We start from the raw sequence: 16,306 nt of genomic DNA on the forward strand, positions 1-16,306 counted from the left end.
GAACTCTTAACTGATATTAGTCCATTTGTGGATTAATGCAAGCGAAGTATACTGGCTGCGCACGAAAAACGGCGTAGCGGGGACGGGAAGCAGTGACGGAACGGGTGTCAGACGGCGTGTGCGGCCGGCGCTCCGACGCGCGCCTGGCGCTCCAGCACCTGGCCGACGCACAGCGAGATCAGCGCCGCGTCCAGGCGGTCGAGCGCCGCGGCGGCGTCGCGCAAGACGGTCTGATCGGCAGCTGGCGACTGGAAGATCACGTCGCGGAGCCCCTCGGCCAGCGCGGCGCGTTCGATGAACGCATTCAGTTCCGGCAGACGTGGAAAGCCTGCCTGTTCCGCGTGGCTTTGCAGCGACGACAGCAGCGTCGCGAACGGCTGCGGTGCCGCTGCGGCGAGAGAGAGGGGCAAGCCGCGGCTGCGCGCGAGCGTTTCCACGAAGCGCGACACGCTGCCGTGCAGACGCATGAACGCGTCGACCACGTCGCGGATCGAATCGGCGCGGCGACGGTCAGCCGGCGGCCGCAACGGCGTGATCTTTCCCGCCAGTCCGGCCGGATGGCGGCCCTTGTCGATGGACATTCTTTTCCTCAGCACGACGGCAACCGGTGGTTCGCCGCATCGAGCGTAGCGTAATATACGTGCGAATATAACGCAGGCCCATGTGCGCCGGCAAACGGCTGCGCTGTCCGGGCGTCGGCATGTCGGCCGAACCCGCGAATCTCCGGAGCATTCATGTTCATCCGTCAGCTCGACTACCTGGTGACGCTCGCGCGCGAGCAGCATTTCGCGCGCGCCGCCGAGCTGTGCCATGTGTCGCAGCCTGCGTTGTCGTCGGCGATCCGCAATCTCGAGGAGGAGCTGGGACTCGTGATCGTGCGGCGCGGCCGGCGTTTTCTCGGCTTCACCGAAGAGGGCGAGCGCGTGCTCGGCTGGGCGCGACAGACGCTCGCCGCGCTCGACCGGATGCGTCAGGACGCATCGGCCGCGCAGGTCCGTCTGACCGGGACGCTGCGCATCGGCGCGATTCCGACCACGATGCCGGTCGTGAGCCTGCTGCTCGCCGCCTGTCGCGAAGCGCATCCGGCGATCCGCTATTCGCTGCGCTCGCTCAGCTCCGACGTGATCCTGCGCGAACTCGACGACTACGAACTCGACATCGGCTTCACCTATCTCGACGAACGCGTGCAGGCCGGCTTCGAAGTGCTGCCGCTGTATCGCGAGCGCTATGTGCTGCTGTCGCCGTCGATATCTGGCGAGGGCGAAGGCGCGTGCGCCGGCGTGACGCGCTGGGATGCGGTGGGCGCGCTGTCGTTCTGTCTGCTCGGCAATGCGATGCAGAACCGTCAGGTGATCAACGCGGCGTTTCGCCGCGGCGGCGTGCAGCCCGACGTCGTGCTCGAAGCGGACTCGCTGCTCGCGCTGTACTCGCACGTGCAGCGCGCGTCGCTGCACAGCGTGCTGCCGCACAGTCTGCTAAGCGCGCTCGAAGCGAAGAACGGCGTGACCGCCGCGCTGCTGCTGCCCGAACTCACGCGCGAGATCGGCCTCATCGCGCGCAACCAGCCGTCGATGTCCGCGCTCGTGTCCGCGATGTGGCGCGCGGCCAGCCAGCTCGATCTGCAGCGCGAATTCGACGCGCTGTTGCCCGCCGCCTGATCGCTCGCCTCTTCGCGCGTTGATAAGACGCGCTTATCGAAGCATCTGTCCAAACGATTGGACCGCTCATGTCGCGCTCACCGACACTTTGTCTGCCGGTCGTCTCCGCAGTCGCGCGACCGGTCGGCAGCAGTGTGCCGACACGCGACTGCGTCAGAGCGGAGTGAGACAGATGGCCAAGGTTCTTTGTGTTCTATACGACGATCCCGTCAACGGCATGCCGAAGAAATATGCGCGTGACGACATCCCGAAGATCGACCGCTATCACGACGGCCAGACCGCACCGACGCCCAAGGCGATCGACTTCACGCCTGGCGAACTGCTCGGCAGCGTATCCGGCGAACTGGGCCTGCGCGCATATCTCGAATCGCAGGGCCACACGCTGGTCGTGACGTCGGACAAGGACGGTCCGAATTCAGTGTTCGAGCGCGAACTCGCCGATGCCGAGATCGTGATTTCGCAGCCGTTCTGGCCGGCGTATCTGACCGCCGAGCGCATGGCGAAGGCTCCGAAGCTCAAGCTCGCGCTGACCGCGGGCATCGGTTCCGATCACGTCGATCTGCAGGCCGCGATCGAACGCAAGATCACCGTCGCGGAAGTCACGTACTGCAACAGCATCAGCGTCGCCGAGCACGTCGTGATGATGATCCTGTCGCTGGTGCGGAACTATCTGCCGTCGCACGAATGGGTGCGCAAGGGCGGCTGGAACATCGCGGACTGCGTCGAGCGCGCGTACGACCTCGAAGGCATGCACGTGGGCACGGTGGCCGCCGGACGCATCGGCGCCGCGGTGCTGCGTCGGCTCAAGCCGTTCGGCGTGAAGCTGCATTACACGGATCGCCATCGTTTGCCGGAGCAGGTCGAACGCGAACTCGGCGCGACGTGGCATCCGGATGCGGAGTCGATGGCGAAGGTGTGCGACGTGGTGACGATCAACTGTCCGCTGCACCCGGAGACGGAGCATCTGTTCGACGAGCGGATGATCTCGAAGATGAAGCGCGGCGCCTATATCGTAAACACGGCGCGCGGCAAGATCTGCGATCGCGATGCGATTGCGCGTGCGCTCGAAAGCGGGCAGCTCGCCGGCTACGCGGGCGACGTGTGGTTCCCGCAGCCCGCGCCGCGCGACCATCCGTGGCGCACGATGCCGCACCAGGGCATGACGCCGCACACGTCGGGCACGACGCTGTCCGCGCAGGCGCGCTATGCGGCGGGCACGCGCGAGATTCTCGAATGCTGGTTCGGCAAGCAGCCGATCCGCGACGAGTATCTGGTCGTCGACGGCGGTCAGCTGGCGGGCGTCGGCGCGCATTCGTACTCGGCCGGCAACGCGACGTCGGGCTCCGAAGAGGCGGCGCGCTTCAAGGCTGCCTGAACGGCATGACACATGTGGAGCAGGCGCTCGCCTGCTCTTTCTTTTTCTTCTTTCTCATTTCATGAAACCATCTTCCGGACTCGTGGAGCGCCCGGTGCGCTCCACGTCGCGCACGCTCGTCGTGCAGACGCTGTGCGGTTTCGCGGGCGGCGCGCTGGCGATCGGGCTCACCGGCCTGCTCGGCAGGCTGCTCGACGCGCCGCTGCTGATCGCGCCGTTCGGCGCGTCGAGCGTGTTGCTGTTCGCGGCACCCGACAGCCCGTTCGCGCAACCGCGCAATCTGGTGTGGGGCCATCTGATCGCATCGACGGTCGGTCTCGCGATTTTCTGGCTGGCCGGCAGCGGCCTGTGGCAGATGGCGCTCGCGGTCGGCGCGGCGATCGCATTGATGCAGCTCACGCGTACCGTGCATCCGCCTGCCGGTGCCGATCCACTCGTCATCATGTTGAGCGGCGGAGCTTCGTTTGGGTTCCTGCTGTTTCCGATTCTGGTCGGCGTGCTGTCGCTGCTGCTGATCGCGGTCGTGTTCAACTCGGCGGTGCGAGGTGAGCGATGGCCGCGCAAGGCTTAGCGCATGTCTGCAGCGAAACCCACCATTCTTGACGTTCGTGCGTGGGCCGCCTGGTTATAATCGCGGCCCGCTAACCGAGCGACATGAGGAGTGGCAGCAGATGGGAGCACGAGCAGCAGCAGTGGCGGCGATCGTCGCGACATGTATGTCATGCGGAGCGATGGCGGCGCAGCAACAGTACGTCGAGGTATGGAATCCACCGGAGGCTGGTGCGGCGAAACGTACCGCTTCCCATGCCCCGAAGCGGACGACGAAGGTGGTCACGCGGCATGCTGCGTCACCGGCAGAGCATGCTTCGCACGTTAAGCTCATTAAGCCCGTTAAACACGCGGCACACCTCGCACGGACACCGCCGAAGACAAAAATCGCAGCGGCAAACAAGAGCGGCGGCAAGACGCGTCCGGTGTCCACGACGTTACACGTGGCTACATCGCAGATTGCGAACCAGGCTGCGCCCACGCCGCATCGTCAGCCGATGGCGAATGCCTCGCATCGCGCGGCGACCGAACCGCCGATCCTGTAACGCGCTATCCCGTGCGCCTGTGCGTGCGGGCACCAGTCGGCCCCACATGTGTCCCCAGCGCGGTCCGACCCAGCTCGACGATCCGCGCCGACAGCTTCTCGAGTCTCGGCGACTGCACCTTCCACGCATGCCAGTACAACTCGACGTCGGTCGGCTGACGCGGCGCGAGATCGACGAGCTCGCCACGCTCCACCGCGGCGCCGAATTCCAGCTCCGGCACCATCCCATACGCGAGGCCGCGCTGGATCGCCATGTAGCGCGGCACCGGCGCGGGCACGTAGTGGCACGGGTACGCGTCCGGCGGTAGCCCGAAGCGGGTCTCGAGAAAGCGCGCCTGCAGCGCGTCCTTGCGCGACGACAGGATCACCGGTGCGCGCCGCGCGGCATCGCGCGTGAAGCCGGCCGCGAACCAGCGCTCGACGAATGCCGCTGACGCGACGAGCCGATAACGCATCGCGCCAAGCCGTTCGGCGAAACAGCCGCGCATCGGAGCGGGTTCGGTCGTGATGCAGCCGATCGCGAGTCCGGACGCGAGCAGCGCGTGTGTGTGATCCTGGTCGTCGACGGTGAGGTCGAGTAGCACGTTCTCTTTCAGCAGCACGTCGGCGAGCGCGGGGAAGAACCACGTCGACAACGTATCGGCGTTGACAGCCGCGGCGACGTTCAGCAGCGCCTCGTTCGCGCCGGCGAGATCGCTGGCGAAATCGTCTTCGAGCAACGCGGTGCGCCGCAGATACTGCAGCAGTCGCTGGCCCATCGGTGTCGCACGGCAGGGGCGCGTGCGCACGATGAGCGGCGTACCGAGCCGCGTTTCGAGCGCGCGCACGCGCTGCGAAATCGCCGATGGCGTGAGATTGAGGCGCGCACCGGCCTGCTCGAAGCTGCCGGTTTCGATGACGGCGCGAACGGCCGCGGTCTGACGGGGATCGAGGTCCACGGAATGCCTTGCGTTGAAATCGTCCTGGGTGGTCGCCTATTATGGAGGACCCGTCCGACCGGGCGGGTTTTGCTGTTTCGATGCCCTGGAGAATGCCGTGCCCTTTACCCGTATCGCATTGCGTGCCGGCAAGCCGGCCCCCTATCGTCAAGCGCTGATGCAGGGCGTCCAGCGCGCACTGGTCGCAACCTTCAACGTGCCCGAAGCCGACAGGTTCATGATCGTGTCCGAGCACGACGAAGCGAGCTTCGCGTTCGACCCCAGCTATCCCGGCATTTCACGCAGTGACGATTTCGTGCTGATCCAGATCACCGTCAGCAACACGCGCACGGTCGAGCAGAAAAAGGCGCTGTATCGACGCATCGCCGACGAACTGGCGGAAAACCCGGGCGTGCGCAAAGAGGATGTGTTCATCAACCTCGTCGAAGTGCTGATAGAGAACTGGTCGTTCGGTAACGGTATCGCGCAGTACGCGACCTAGGCTGTCGATCGCTCGAAAGCCCCGATCGGTGCGGTTCGTGTACGATAAAAACGTGTCCCGCGGATGAGCGGCTCGCGGCGTTTGCGCCGGGCCGTCCGCCGCTCACGGAGCGTTCATGACCCGCGTTTTTGAACTCGTGCTCGATATCCCCGCGGCTGCGGCGCATGACTGGGCCGCAGCCCGCATCCATCGCCGTCGCGACGAACTGGCCGCGCAACCCGACGCATCGATTGTTGCGGCGCTCACCGCGTTGCCCGCCATGAAGCGCCGGCGCCGTAGCGAAGCGCGGCTCGCGGTGTACGGCTTCGATTCGAAGGGCACGCTCGGCGCGGCGGGGTGGCGGCTCGCGATCGAAGTGTCGGAGGCGAGGCAACGCGTCATCGCCGTGCACGGCAAGCCGCATGCGCCTGCTATGACGATTCGCGACGCGGCGTTCCAGGCGCCGCTCGATAGTATTGCTGGCGATGCGTTCGATACATTGCCCCTCGCCGTATTCGGTTCCGCTCCTCCCGTGCTCGCGTCGATACTCGACGAAGCGGGTGCATACGAACGCACCATGTCGTTCGCATGCACCCGCACGCGATGGTCGCTGCCGACGCAATACGGCGTGCCGATCGACGTCGTCTTCGAACGCATCGATGGGCTGGATCAAGACGATCCCACTCCGGTCCGCGAAATTCATCTGACCACGCCGGTTCCCAGCGATCTGCAGGACGTACACAGTACGCACGCGCAACTGGCGCTCTTCGCCGCCGCCCGCGATATCGCCGCCGCGTTGCCCGCGTTCGCGGTGCTCGACGGCGCCGTCGAACGCCTGAGCCGCGGCGAACCTGTGCGCGAACATGAGCCGGTGCACGCAGCGCCGGTCGATCTCGATGGCGACGCGACGCAGCGCGACGCGTTGCTCGCGATCGGCTGGAATCTCGCGCGGCACTGGCTCGGCAATGAAGCGGGGGTGCGCGAGGCGGCGAGCGTCGAGTTCGTGCATCAGATGCGTGTCGCGCAGCGCCGGTTGAAGACCGCGATGCGTCTGTTCCGTCACTGGCAGGACGACGCGTGGACGACGCAGATCGCGCCCGGGCTGAAGTGGCTCGGCGATCTGCTCGGCGATGCGCGCGACTGGGACGTGTTCGCCGATTCGACGCTACCCGCGCTCGCCGCCGCTGACACCTACGCCGATGCGGCACGCTGGGACGCGACGCGCGAAGCGGCGAATGCACACCGACTCACGCTGCGCGCGCGCGTGCAGCAGGCGTTGGCGTCGCCGGGTTATGCGGTGCTCGTGCTGGCATGGCTCGAGTGGCAAGGCGCATTGGCGGACGACGCACGCGCATTGCCAGAAGCCGCCGGACGCACGCTGCGCAAGCACGCGAAGAAGAGCGTGAGCAAGGCGTACGAGAAGCTCGCCGCGGCGCCGAAGCTCACGACGCTCGACGATGCGTCGCGCCATCGCGAACGCATCCGCGCGAAGCGGCTGCGCTACACGCTCGAATTCCTCGCTCCGCTTGCGACGAAGAAAACGCGCGTCGACGTCTCGAAGACGTTGTCGCGGATGCAGGGCGTGCTCGGGGACGGTAACGATGCGGCGGTCGCGCTGGGCTTTCTCGAACAGCTCGACGTGGATCCGTATCAACTGGGTTTTGCGCGCGGCTGGTGCGAAGCGGCGAAGCGCTACACCGCGCGGGAAGGCGAACGGCTGCTGCGTCAGTTGGGCAAGCCCAGGCTCGACGGCTGAATCAGGCCTTCGACGGAGCCGGTGGCGACAGCGTGTTGTGGGTTTGCGAAACCGGCGCGCCGGCCGGTCGCGCATCGTGCCCCGCCTTCCAGCGCGCGCGGACGAACGGACGGTCGTGTCCGGACACCTTGAGCGCGAGATGCGTGACCCACCGATGCGTCGGCACCTGCACGTTATGCAGCGCGAACGCGAGGATCGCGAGACTGATCGTGACCGCCGCCGTGGACAGCCGGCCCGGCGCTGCATGCCACGACCCGCGGATGAACACGAGCGCGGTCAGCGCGCCGACCAGACAGCCGGTGATTGCTTCGGACGGCGAATGCGCGTCGAGTACGACGCGCGAGAACGCAACCGCGATGCCCACGCCGAGGCCACACAGCACGCCGGCGACCCGGATGGCCGGCCGGGCCGGCAGTAGCACGAGGAAAAAGGCGACCGGATAAACGGCCGTCGACAGCATCGCGTGGCCGCTCAAGCCTGTGAAGTCCCATACCCGCACGCCGACGCCCCAGCCGAGGAACGCCAGCTTCGTCACCGTAACGAGCACGACCGCGACGCCGAGCAGCAGCAGCCAGCCGGCGGCCATCCGCCACGTATAGCCGAACGCGAGCCAGAGGGCGATCGCGATGGCGAGCGGCAGCGTCAGGCCGGCGCCGCCGAAGCTCGTGATCGAGTACCACAGATGAGGGGGCAAATCGGGCATGGGTGCAATGCGACAGGGGCCGCGTAAAATCAGTCGTAATCAGTCGGATACAGGATTAACGCGCGAGCCCGCAGTCGGGCAGACAACGCGTCAAATATCTGCGGCAAGTATAAACGGCATAAACGGCACGACGCGTCCGGCGATGCGGCCACTGTGCGTCTACCCGCCAAAGCCGACATAAACCGTTACTTCAAACCGCCGGCATCGCACGGAAAATGATGCTATTGTGCATTGCACAAACACGTCGATGTTCCGGAGCGAACCCCTTGGGTCTCGATCCCTTTTTGCGAGGTGCACGATGGCAAAAAGTCTGACGAAGCTCTGGCTGGGTGGGCTGAAACGCCTGCTGGCGGTGCAGACCGAGTATGCCGAAGCCGTGACGAAAAAGCGCAAACCCATGCGCCCGGCCCGGCCGAAGGCGGTCGCCAAGCCGTCGGCAAAAGTGCGGGCGCCGTCTGCGGCCGCCAAGGCGCCGCCGGCCGCACGCGAATCGCGGGTCCGTCCGCGAGCGGCCGCGTGGGCGAGCGGCGCGTGGACCCGGTCGTTCCATTCGGCGCCGGCCGCGGCCGGCCGGCTGATCAATCATCTGCAATACGGGCTCTACATTCCCGCCGGCCATGCGCTTGCGCACATGCCGCTCGTGGTGATGCTGCACGGCTGCGAGCAGTCGATCGACGGATTCGCCGAAGGCACGCGGATGAACCTGCTTGCCGACCGGTTCGGCTTCGCGGTCGTCTATCCCGAGCAATCGAAGCATGCGCACGCGCATCGCTGCTGGCACTGGTACGACGCCAGCGATCACGCGGGCGGCGCGGAGATGCGCGCGGTCGTGTCGCTGGTGGATGCGCTGGTCGCCGAACACGAGTTCGACGGCGAGCGGGTCTATGTGGCGGGGCTGTCGGCGGGCGCGGGGCTCGCGTCGCTGCTGGCGGTCCGTTATCCGCAGCGCTTTGCGGCGGTCGCGCTGCATTCCGGGCCGGCTTTCGGCGAGGCGCATTCCGGCATTGCCGGGATGGACGTGATGCGGCGCGGGACCCACCAGGATCCGGTCGAGCTGATCGACCAGGCCGTCGACGTCGCCGCCTATCCCGGCATGCCGGCGATCATCTTTCAGGGCGACGCCGACCGCGTCGTCGCGCCGGTCAACGGGGATCAGCTGGCGCTGCAGTTTGCGCGGCTGAACGGCCTCGTCGATGCGCAGGGCCGTCCGCAAGCCGGTGAAGTGCGCGAAGACCACAAGGCCGGCGTCCTGACGAGGGATTACCTGCGCAGCGGCCGCCGCGTGATCCGGTTGTGCCATGTGGCGGGTCTGTCGCACGCGTGGAGCGGCGGCGATGACGCAGTGCCGTTCCATTCGTCGAAGGGGCCGGATGCTACCGCGCTGATCTGGGAGTTCTTCAAGCACCAGCGCCGGGTGGGCGCGGCTGCAGAGTTCGATGGCGCCGGGGCTTTGCCGTCCGTCGCACGCGGGTAGCCTGATTACCGGTAGACGACACGCTCGAAGAAGGGGCTGGCAAGAAACTAGGGTTTTCCCTATAATCAGGGTTATTGCCTAGGTGTTAACACCTAAATTCCCCTGAGAGCCAACCATGTACCTGCTGAGCCGCCTGTTCCTGTTCCTCACGAAGTCGTCCGATATCATCGCCAAAGAGCATAACGACGCTTATCTGGCCGAAGCCACCGATCTCTACGACCTCGAATTCCGTATGCGCAAGCTGGATCGCGAAGCCGCGACCCGTCATCCGTCCTGGATGAACCAGTTCTAAGTTCTGGCTGTTCCCGTCGTTACCTGCCGAAGCTCGCGATCGGCGCCTATGCCGACGGCGCGGTGGGCAGATCCGGCGCGTCCGCTGCCGGGACGCCGAAGCAGCCGCGATACGTCGCGTAGAACGAGCAGTAGATCATCGTCATCACGATGATCGACGCAGGCAGCAGCACGGCCGGTGCGAATCCGAGCACACCCAGCGCCTGCATCAGGAAAGACAGTCCGAGCGATACCGTGATCGTGACCGCGAACCACAGCGCGCCATACACGATGAACGCGCCGCGATTGCGCCAGCAGCTGACGACGCTGAAAAACATCGCCTTCACCGGTGGCACGTCGTGCCACGCGCACAGGATCGGCGAGAACCAGAACAGCATCGCGACCGGCACGTAGATCGCGAACGCCGTCAGCACGGCGACCGACAGGTTGCTGTTCATGATCGCCTTCTCGTCGAGATCGCCGGTGCCGAGCATCAGGTGCAGCAGCACACCATCGTCGGCGAAGGTCGACGCGGTCAGCACGGTGGTCATCGCGACGATATACAACACACCGAGCAGGAGCAGCCGCCTCGCGGCGATGCTGCCGTACGACCGGAAGCCGTCGATGAGTATGGTCGGGAACACCGGCTTGCCGGCGATCGTGTCGCGGCACGCGGCCATGAAGCCGACCGCGACGCCGGGCACGAACACGAGCGGCAGCACGGCGCCGATCTTCGGCACCTGCGCGATCAGCGTCATCGCGAGCAGATACGAGAAGAACAGCGTCAGGAACGCGAGCGGGTTTTTGCGAAACAGCCAGATGCCCTGGCGGAACCACACATACCCGGTCTTCGCGGGGACTTCGATCAATTGCATGAGTGACGGATGCCTGGAAGCGCGGCGCCGGGCAGGCGCTCGCGCAGAATGCGTTCGAAATGACCGGGGTCGTGCGGCTTCAGCAGCTCGGCCGCGCGAGGCAAATGGAAATCGTACAGACGCGATATCCAGAAACGATACGCGCCTGCCCGCAGCATGTCGCCCCAGTGGCGGATTTCTTCCGGGGTGAATGGTCGCACGGTCTGGTACGCGCGCAGCAATTTGTCCGCGCGGTCCTCGTCGAGTTTGCCGGTGGCCAGATCGACACACCAGTCGTTCACGGTCACCGCAACGTCGAACAGCCACTTGTCGCAGCCGGCGAAATAAAAATCGAAGAAGCCGCCGAGCCGCACCGTGTGGCCGCTGTCCGGCGCGGCGTGCGCGAACAGCACGTTGTCGCGGAACAGGTCGCAGTGGCACGGTCCTGCAGGCAACGCCGCGTAGTCGTCCGACGCGAAGAACGCTTGCTGATGCGCAAGCTCCGATGTCAGCAGATCGCGCTGCGCCTGGTCGATGAACGGCAGGATCGCCGGCACCGCGTCTTCCCACCATGCGAGGCTGCGCAGGTTCGGCTGATCCGACGCGAAGCCGCGGCCGGCGAGATGCATGCGCGCGAGCATCTGACCGACCTCGATGCAGTGTTCGTCGCGCGGCGCGAGTTCCGGCGCGCCTTCGAGTTTGCTGACGATCGCGGCGGGTTTGCCGTGCAGCAGACCGAACAGCTTGCCATCTTCGAGCGGCACGGGGTCGGGCACCGGCACGCCGTGCCCGGCCAGATGGCGCATCAGGTGCAGATAGAACGGCAGTTGCTGCGCGGTCAGTTTCTCGAAGATCGTCAGGACGTATTCGCCGCGCGTCGTCGTCAGAAAGAAATTGCTGTTCTCGATACCGGATGGAATGCCGCGAAACGCGACGACGTCGCCGAGGTCGTAGTGGCGCATCCATTGCGCGAGTTGGGAGTCGGTAACAGCGGTGAAGACAGCCATGCGGGAAACGTCGGATGGGGTTGGTCGGGGCGGCTCATAGCGGCCGGTACGTCAAGCGGGGCGAACGTCGCCCGGTACTGAAGGTGGGTCCGGTGGTTCTTGCGGCACACGACGCGGGCACGCGCGGCGGCGGGTGTCGTCCAGCGATCCCGCAGTCCCGCGCGAACCTTCAGTGTTACTGCGGATCAGTAGTGCAGGTTGATCGACGGCAGGCGCGTACTGGCCCGGCCGTTGTCGCGCACCGTCGGCGACGTGTCGAGCGGCGCGCTCATCTGATATCGCGTACCGAAGTTCGAGCGCACGTCGATTTCGACGGGCTTGCCCTTGTCGCGGTACTCGGTAATTTCGGTGCCGTTGGGGCTGCGCTCGTAGAAGCTCGGCGTGCGCGGCACGTCGATCTCGACTTTCGAGCTGACTTCGGCAGCCGGGCGGTTGATCGCCTTCAGGTCCGGCAGACCGGCACGCTCGTTGGCGGATTGCGCTTCGGCGGCGGCCTGGGCGTCGTCGGCGGGCTGGGCGGCCAAAGCGACGCCGCCGAAGGCGAGCATCACCGCAACGGCGACGGGAAGGAGCGGCTTCATGGTGATTCTCCGATTAGGTGGCCAGATTCTAGCAAATCCGTGCTGGCGGCACGGCCGATGCCCCTTATTTTGCGCCGCTTTCGCGAGGTCTGCGTGTGGCGGCCGCGTAGTTCTCCGGTCGCTTGAGTACCCGTTTGAATACCATTTATCACGGCATCGTTGCGGTTCGTGCAAGGTCGCTCGCGGAGGTGGCCGCGAACACCGCGCGACGTGATCGTTCGACGTCGCCGGCAGGCGTCGCTGACACCGGTTCATGGTAATGTCGTCGCATCAACCGAGGCGAAAAAAATGAACAGCGAACTCAACCGACGCGCGGTGCAGACACCCGCCAGCAATTTTCCGACCGAGGCGTTCGCCGACGCCGCCGACGCTGTCACGCGGCTCTCCGCGATCTACGAAGCGAACACGTCGTACCTGCGCGACGCGTTCGCGCGCTACCGGCGTAACGAGCCGTTCGAGCGCCGCGTGCGCGCGTGCTATCCGTTCGTCCGCGTGCGCACCGAGGTCAACACGCATATCGATTCGCGCCGCTCGTACGGCTTCGTCGCCGGACCGGGCGTATTCGAAACGACCGTCACGCGGCCCGATCTGTTCGGCAACTACTATCGCGAGCAGTTGCGGCTGCTCGCGAAGAACCATCACGTGTCGATCGAAGTTGGTGTGTCGGAGCAGCCGGTGCCGATCCACTTCGCGTTCGCCGAAGGCATCCATCTGGAAGGCGATCTCGATCGCGAGCGTCTGTTTGCGATGCGCGACATCTTCGATACGCCGGATCTCGCGCTGCTCGACGACCGCATCGTCAACGGCACGTACGAACCGCCGCCGGGCGAGCCGCATCCGCTCGCGCTTTTCACGGCGGCGCGGGTCGATTTCTCGCTGCATCGGCTGCGGCATTACACCGCGACGTCGCCGACGCATTTCCAGAACTACGTGCTGTACACGAACTACCAGTTCTACATCGACGAATTCGTGAAGCTCGGCCGCACGATGATGGCCCATACCGACGACGAGGAACTGCGCGCGTACCGCAGCGAGTACACGTCGTTCGTCGAGCCGGGCGACGTGATCACGTACAACGCGAATCTCGGCGAACAGGCCGACGAGGGCACACCGGCGCCGCGTCTGCCGCAGATGCCCGCGTATCACCTGAAGCGTGCGGACGGCAGCGGTATCACGATGGTCAACATCGGCGTCGGGCCGTCGAACGCGAAGACGATCACCGATCACATCGCAGTGCTGCGTCCGCACGCGTGGATCATGCTTGGCCACTGCGCGGGGTTGCGCAACACACAGCGTCTCGGTGACTACGTGCTCGCGCATGGCTATGTGCGTGAGGACCACGTACTCGACGACGATCTACCGCTGTGGGTGCCGATCCCGGCGCTCGCCGAAGTGCAGGTCGCGCTCGAGCGCGCGGTCGCGCAGGTGACGCAGCTCGATGGCGCCGAACTGAAGCGCGTGATGCGCACCGGGACGGTGGCAAGCGTCGACAACCGCAACTGGGAACTGCGCGACCATCGCGAGCCAGTGCAGCGGCTATCGCAAAGCCGCGCGGTCGCGCTCGACATGGAGAGCGCGACGATTGCCGCGAACGGTTTTCGCTTCCGGGTGCCTTACGGGACTTTGCTATGCGTGTCCGATAAGCCGCTGCACGGCGAACTGAAGTTGCCGGGCATGGCCGATCAGTTCTATCGCGCGCAGGTCGATCAGCATCTGCAGATCGGTGTTAAGGCGATGGAGATTTTGCGTACCAACGGCTTGCATCGGCTGCATAGCCGCAAGTTGCGTAGCTTTGCGGAAGTGGCGTTTCAGTAGAGAGCCTTGTCCGGCGGTCCTCAGAAGGCGCCGCTGGACTGTTGAGTGTCTAGCTTAACTGCCTGCGTCTAACTTGGGCGAGTTTCCAGGACGCCGGATTCACGATCAGATCCGGTTATGCCGGGATCGCTGTGATTTCGAGGTGCATACCAAGGGCGGCGAGCGCTGCCGCGATCGTATCGATTTTCGTCGCATGCCCGAGGTCGATAACGCGATTGATTTCCTGGCGTCGCGTGTTCAACCGGCGGGCCAGCTCGGCGGGCGTGACCTGCTTCGCAAGCATCGCATTCAACAGCAGCACTTTCGCCGCGATGCTCGCGGGCAACTCGATCAACACGTCGCCGCGCTTTGGTTCGCTCGGCGTGGGTACAGGGCGCTTGTCGTCGAAATAAAAGTCCATTGCCGTCACGAGTGCGTCGGCGGCCATGTCGATCGCTTCCTCACGGCTCGCGCCGCAAGTGATCGCTTCGGGGATATCCCGGAACTTGACGGCAAAGCCTGGTCCATCAGGGATCAGGCGGGCAGGGTATTTAAACATGATGGGTTCCTGTGTTCTCGCAGGGTGCAAGCCCCTTGCGGGGTTTGCGTTCATTTGATGCGTAGTTGCTTGAGTATCAGTTTTCGGGTCACTTCGCCCATTTCAGCGCCGGGGTGTCTTGGCATTACCGACTGGCGTTCATTCAGGAAAATCTTTGTGTGCCGCGATCCTTCTGTGAACGTTGCACCTTGCCGGGCCAACCATCGTTTGAATTCGCCTTGTTTCACCGTCTCCCCGCTGCGTCGAACATGATTCAAGCGTAACCAAAAAAGTTTACGACGGCAAGGAGTGTAAACAAAAAAGATTCGCGCAGACGAAAGCGGCCGCGCAGAAGCGCTGCCGGGCAGGGCAGCCTTACTTGCCCGGTTTGCGAAAGTGCGTTCTATGTCGGTCGCTCGTCGGGTCGTCGCGTGTTTCCAGTTCGAGGGCGGTCGTGTATCCGCTGTCGGCGAGTGCATGCCTGACTTTCTTCGCAAGCCACGACTCGCTATCGATTTCGGGTTTGTTGGACCTGGAAAGATAGACCGGGACTTCGGGGTACAGATCGGCACGGCTGAGCGCGGAATTTGCACCAGCAAGCTACGCAGCTTTGCGGAAGTGGCGTTTCAGTAAGTTACTTCGCGCGCCGGAACTGCGCGTCAAATCTGACCGAGTCCCGTCAGCCCAATCAGACTACCGGCCGCCAGCAACCACAGCGGATGGACACGCGTCCTCCACGCAAGCGCCGCGCACGCGGCGGTGATCGCCCACGCGATCGCTGTCGTGTCCGACGCTTCCGCGATCAACGATGCGCTTGCCGCGACCAGCCCGGCCGTGACCGGCACCAGTCCCTTCTGCGCGATGCCTCGCCATGGTCGGTCCTTGAAACGGTCCCACGCTTGCAGCACGAGGATCGTCACGATCGACGACGGCCCGAACTTCGCGACCGACGTCACCAGCATTCCCGCCCAACCGGCCACGTGCCATCCAACCAGCGTGACGACCATCAGATTCGGGCCCGGTGCGGCCTGCGCGAGCGCGAACAGCGCGCTGAATTCGCTGGCCGGCATCCAGTGATGCACCTCGACGACTTGCCTCTGCATCTCCGGCAGGATCGTATTGCCGCCGCCGAATGCAAGCAGCGACAGCTGGCTGAAAATGATCGCGAGCGAAACCAGGGTGTCGTTCATCGTGCGGCCTTTTCCTTTCCGGCATCGGCGAGTTTGTGAGCGCGGGCGGCGACGAGGATGCTGAGCGGTGTCAGCACCAGCATCGTCGGCAGCAGCGGGACGCGCAGGATCGCGATCGCGATGAAGCCGAGCGCGGCGATCGTCGCCGCACCCGGGTCACGGCGCAGCGGCGCGAGGATCTTGATCGCCATCGAGATCAGCAGACCGGCCGCGGAAGCCGCGAGGCCGGCGAACAGATGCTTGATGTGCGGATCGTTCTGCGTGTGCTCGTACAGCACGCCGAGACCGATCACGACGAGCGACGGCCCCGCGATCAATCCGAGCAGACACGCGAGCGCACCGGACAGGCCGCGAAAGCGCATGCCGATCGCCACCGACAGATTGATCACGTTGCCGCCCGGAAGAAACTGGCACAGGCCGAGCAGATCGGTGAATTCAGCGGACGTGAGCCAGCGGCGCCGCTCGACGATCGCGCGTCGTGCGAGCGGCAATGCGCCGCCGAACGAGATCAGGCCAAGGCCGAGAAAGCCACTGAACAGCGCGCGCAGCGTGGGTGGTGCGGCGGGGGTATTGGCTGCAGGAGAGGAGGCGGGGGAAGGTGTTGTTGTGATCATG

General features: G+C 65.1%; 18 protein-coding genes and 1 pseudogene. 9 read left to right on the forward strand and 10 right to left on the reverse strand.

The genetic code is table 11. The features are described from left to right. Nucleotides 1–107: 107 nt before the first annotated feature. Nucleotides 108–581 carry a hypothetical protein gene (locus ACREXZ_RS11165; RefSeq protein ID WP_431764121.1) on the reverse strand — a complete coding sequence of 158 codons (474 nt, stop codon included), beginning with the start codon at nucleotides 579–581 and terminating at the stop codon, nucleotides 108–110. 153 nt (nucleotides 582–734) lie between these two features. Between ACREXZ_RS11165 and ACREXZ_RS11170 the strand changes: the two genes are divergently transcribed. The 4 genes from ACREXZ_RS11170 to ACREXZ_RS11185 all read left to right on the forward strand — a co-directional run bounded on the left by ACREXZ_RS11170 (nucleotide 735) and on the right by ACREXZ_RS11185 (nucleotide 4,127). Continuing rightward, a complete protein-coding gene (locus ACREXZ_RS11170) occupies nucleotides 735–1,658 on the forward strand; it encodes a LysR family transcriptional regulator (protein ID WP_431764122.1) in 924 nt (307 codons plus the stop codon). A gap of 172 nt (nucleotides 1,659–1,830) precedes the next feature. Beyond that, nucleotides 1,831–3,033 carry an NAD-dependent formate dehydrogenase gene (locus tag ACREXZ_RS11175; protein ID WP_431764123.1) on the forward strand — a complete coding sequence of 401 codons (1,203 nt, stop codon included), beginning with the start codon at nucleotides 1,831–1,833 and terminating at the stop codon, nucleotides 3,031–3,033. 94 nt (nucleotides 3,034–3,127) lie between these two features. After that, on the forward strand, nucleotides 3,128–3,604 hold the full coding sequence (locus tag ACREXZ_RS11180; RefSeq protein WP_431764124.1) for an HPP family protein: 477 nt from the start codon (nucleotides 3,128–3,130) through the stop codon (nucleotides 3,602–3,604). Nucleotides 3,605–3,725: 121 nt separating this feature from the next. Next, the gene (locus ACREXZ_RS11185) at nucleotides 3,726–4,127 is read left to right on the forward strand and encodes a hypothetical protein (protein WP_431764125.1); all 402 of its coding nucleotides are present in this window, start codon (nucleotides 3,726–3,728) and stop codon (nucleotides 4,125–4,127) included. A 4-nt stretch (nucleotides 4,128–4,131) separates the two neighbouring features. Here the strand turns inward: ACREXZ_RS11185 and ACREXZ_RS11190 are convergent, their stop codons facing one another. Continuing rightward, a complete protein-coding gene (locus ACREXZ_RS11190) occupies nucleotides 4,132–5,064 on the reverse strand; it encodes an HTH-type transcriptional regulator ArgP (RefSeq protein ID WP_431764126.1) in 933 nt (310 codons plus the stop codon). A 97-nt stretch (nucleotides 5,065–5,161) separates the two neighbouring features. Between ACREXZ_RS11190 and ACREXZ_RS11195 the strand changes: the two genes are divergently transcribed. Both ACREXZ_RS11195 and ACREXZ_RS11200 read left to right on the forward strand, forming a co-directional pair. Continuing rightward, entirely contained in the window at nucleotides 5,162–5,545 is a 384-nt protein-coding gene (locus ACREXZ_RS11195) for a tautomerase family protein (RefSeq protein ID WP_431764242.1), read from the forward strand. Between the two features lie 115 nt (nucleotides 5,546–5,660). Further along, a complete protein-coding gene (locus tag ACREXZ_RS11200) occupies nucleotides 5,661–7,280 on the forward strand; it encodes a CHAD domain-containing protein (protein WP_431764127.1) in 1,620 nt (539 codons plus the stop codon). A gap of 1 nt (nucleotide 7,281) precedes the next feature. On the opposite strand, the gene ACREXZ_RS11205 is transcribed toward ACREXZ_RS11200, so the two are convergent. Beyond that, entirely contained in the window at nucleotides 7,282–7,983 is a 702-nt protein-coding gene (locus tag ACREXZ_RS11205) for a phosphatase PAP2 family protein (RefSeq protein WP_431764128.1), read from the reverse strand. A 298-nt stretch (nucleotides 7,984–8,281) separates the two neighbouring features. Between ACREXZ_RS11205 and ACREXZ_RS11210 the strand changes: the two genes are divergently transcribed. Together ACREXZ_RS11210 and ACREXZ_RS11215 are read left to right on the forward strand one after the other, a co-directional pair. Continuing rightward, nucleotides 8,282–9,457 (forward strand): extracellular catalytic domain type 1 short-chain-length polyhydroxyalkanoate depolymerase, encoded by a 1,176-nt coding sequence (locus ACREXZ_RS11210; protein ID WP_431764129.1) that lies wholly within the window; start codon nucleotides 8,282–8,284, stop codon nucleotides 9,455–9,457. A gap of 115 nt (nucleotides 9,458–9,572) precedes the next feature. Next, the gene (locus ACREXZ_RS11215) at nucleotides 9,573–9,749 is read left to right on the forward strand and encodes a DUF3563 family protein (protein WP_431764130.1); all 177 of its coding nucleotides are present in this window, start codon (nucleotides 9,573–9,575) and stop codon (nucleotides 9,747–9,749) included. A gap of 46 nt (nucleotides 9,750–9,795) precedes the next feature. Here ACREXZ_RS11215 and ACREXZ_RS11220 read toward each other — a convergent pair whose 3' ends face one another. The 3 genes from ACREXZ_RS11220 to ACREXZ_RS11230 form a co-directional block, all read right to left on the reverse strand. Continuing rightward, nucleotides 9,796–10,602 (reverse strand): BPSS1780 family membrane protein, encoded by an 807-nt coding sequence (locus ACREXZ_RS11220; RefSeq protein ID WP_431764131.1) that lies wholly within the window; start codon nucleotides 10,600–10,602, stop codon nucleotides 9,796–9,798. Next, nucleotides 10,593–11,588 (reverse strand): homoserine kinase, encoded by a 996-nt coding sequence (locus ACREXZ_RS11225; RefSeq protein WP_431764132.1) that lies wholly within the window; start codon nucleotides 11,586–11,588, stop codon nucleotides 10,593–10,595. Before ACREXZ_RS11225 ends, ACREXZ_RS11220 begins: the two co-directional genes overlap by 10 nt. Before the next feature lie 185 nt (nucleotides 11,589–11,773). Continuing rightward, nucleotides 11,774–12,169, reverse strand: a complete 396-nt coding sequence (locus ACREXZ_RS11230; RefSeq protein ID WP_431764133.1) for a hypothetical protein — start codon at nucleotides 12,167–12,169, stop codon at nucleotides 11,774–11,776. Between the two features lie 288 nt (nucleotides 12,170–12,457). Between ACREXZ_RS11230 and ACREXZ_RS11235 the strand changes: the two genes are divergently transcribed. Beyond that, complete coding sequence (locus tag ACREXZ_RS11235; protein ID WP_431764134.1) at nucleotides 12,458–13,984, forward strand: AMP nucleosidase; 1,527 nt, start codon at nucleotides 12,458–12,460, stop codon at nucleotides 13,982–13,984. A gap of 115 nt (nucleotides 13,985–14,099) precedes the next feature. Here ACREXZ_RS11235 and ACREXZ_RS11240 read toward each other — a convergent pair whose 3' ends face one another. The 4 genes and pseudogenes from ACREXZ_RS11240 to ACREXZ_RS11255 all read right to left on the reverse strand — a co-directional run bounded on the left by ACREXZ_RS11240 (nucleotide 14,100) and on the right by ACREXZ_RS11255 (nucleotide 16,305). Further along, nucleotides 14,100–14,522, reverse strand: a complete 423-nt coding sequence (locus tag ACREXZ_RS11240; RefSeq protein WP_431764243.1) for a type II toxin-antitoxin system HicB family antitoxin — start codon at nucleotides 14,520–14,522, stop codon at nucleotides 14,100–14,102. Nucleotides 14,523–14,876: 354 nt separating this feature from the next. Then, nucleotides 14,877–15,083 (reverse strand): annotated as a pseudogene (locus ACREXZ_RS11245) (phage late control D family protein); the annotation flags it as partial. A 77-nt stretch (nucleotides 15,084–15,160) separates the two neighbouring features. Beyond that, on the reverse strand, nucleotides 15,161–15,691 hold the full coding sequence (locus ACREXZ_RS11250; RefSeq protein ID WP_431764135.1) for a chromate transporter: 531 nt from the start codon (nucleotides 15,689–15,691) through the stop codon (nucleotides 15,161–15,163). Then, entirely contained in the window at nucleotides 15,688–16,305 is a 618-nt protein-coding gene (locus tag ACREXZ_RS11255) for a chromate transporter (RefSeq protein ID WP_431764136.1), read from the reverse strand. The genes ACREXZ_RS11250 and ACREXZ_RS11255 overlap by 4 nt, the downstream gene beginning before the upstream one ends. Between the last annotated feature and the right edge of the window lies 1 nt (nucleotide 16,306).

This window comes from Paraburkholderia sp. (genome assembly GCF_050742655.1).
Lineage (GTDB): Bacteria > Pseudomonadota > Gammaproteobacteria > Burkholderiales > Burkholderiaceae > Paraburkholderia.

What these genes read in the sequence shown, in the direction of transcription:
- ACREXZ_RS11225 (WP_431764132.1), bottom strand. Translation starts at nt 11,588, where the DNA reads ATGGCTGTCTTCACCGCTGTTACCGACTCCCAACTCGCGCAATGGATG.
- ACREXZ_RS11250 (WP_431764135.1), bottom strand. Translation starts at nt 15,691, where the DNA reads ATGAACGACACCCTGGTTTCGCTCGCGATCATTTTCAGCCAGCTGTCG.
- ACREXZ_RS11255 (WP_431764136.1), bottom strand. Translation starts at nt 16,305, where the DNA reads ATGATCACAACAACACCTTCCCCCGCCTCCTCTCCTGCAGCCAATACC.
- ACREXZ_RS11220 (WP_431764131.1), bottom strand. Translation starts at nt 10,602, where the DNA reads ATGCAATTGATCGAAGTCCCCGCGAAGACCGGGTATGTGTGGTTCCGC.
- ACREXZ_RS11165 (WP_431764121.1), bottom strand. Translation starts at nt 581, where the DNA reads ATGTCCATCGACAAGGGCCGCCATCCGGCCGGACTGGCGGGAAAGATC.
- ACREXZ_RS11210 (WP_431764129.1), top strand. Translation starts at nt 8,282, where the DNA reads ATGGCAAAAAGTCTGACGAAGCTCTGGCTGGGTGGGCTGAAACGCCTG.
- ACREXZ_RS11230 (WP_431764133.1), bottom strand. Translation starts at nt 12,169, where the DNA reads ATGAAGCCGCTCCTTCCCGTCGCCGTTGCGGTGATGCTCGCCTTCGGC.
- ACREXZ_RS11205 (WP_431764128.1), bottom strand. Translation starts at nt 7,983, where the DNA reads ATGCCCGATTTGCCCCCTCATCTGTGGTACTCGATCACGAGCTTCGGC.
- ACREXZ_RS11175 (WP_431764123.1), top strand. Translation starts at nt 1,831, where the DNA reads ATGGCCAAGGTTCTTTGTGTTCTATACGACGATCCCGTCAACGGCATG.
- ACREXZ_RS11240 (WP_431764243.1), bottom strand. Translation starts at nt 14,522, where the DNA reads ATGTTTAAATACCCTGCCCGCCTGATCCCTGATGGACCAGGCTTTGCC.
- ACREXZ_RS11215 (WP_431764130.1), top strand. Translation starts at nt 9,573, where the DNA reads ATGTACCTGCTGAGCCGCCTGTTCCTGTTCCTCACGAAGTCGTCCGAT.
- ACREXZ_RS11170 (WP_431764122.1), top strand. Translation starts at nt 735, where the DNA reads ATGTTCATCCGTCAGCTCGACTACCTGGTGACGCTCGCGCGCGAGCAG.
- ACREXZ_RS11235 (WP_431764134.1), top strand. Translation starts at nt 12,458, where the DNA reads ATGAACAGCGAACTCAACCGACGCGCGGTGCAGACACCCGCCAGCAAT.
- ACREXZ_RS11200 (WP_431764127.1), top strand. Translation starts at nt 5,661, where the DNA reads ATGACCCGCGTTTTTGAACTCGTGCTCGATATCCCCGCGGCTGCGGCG.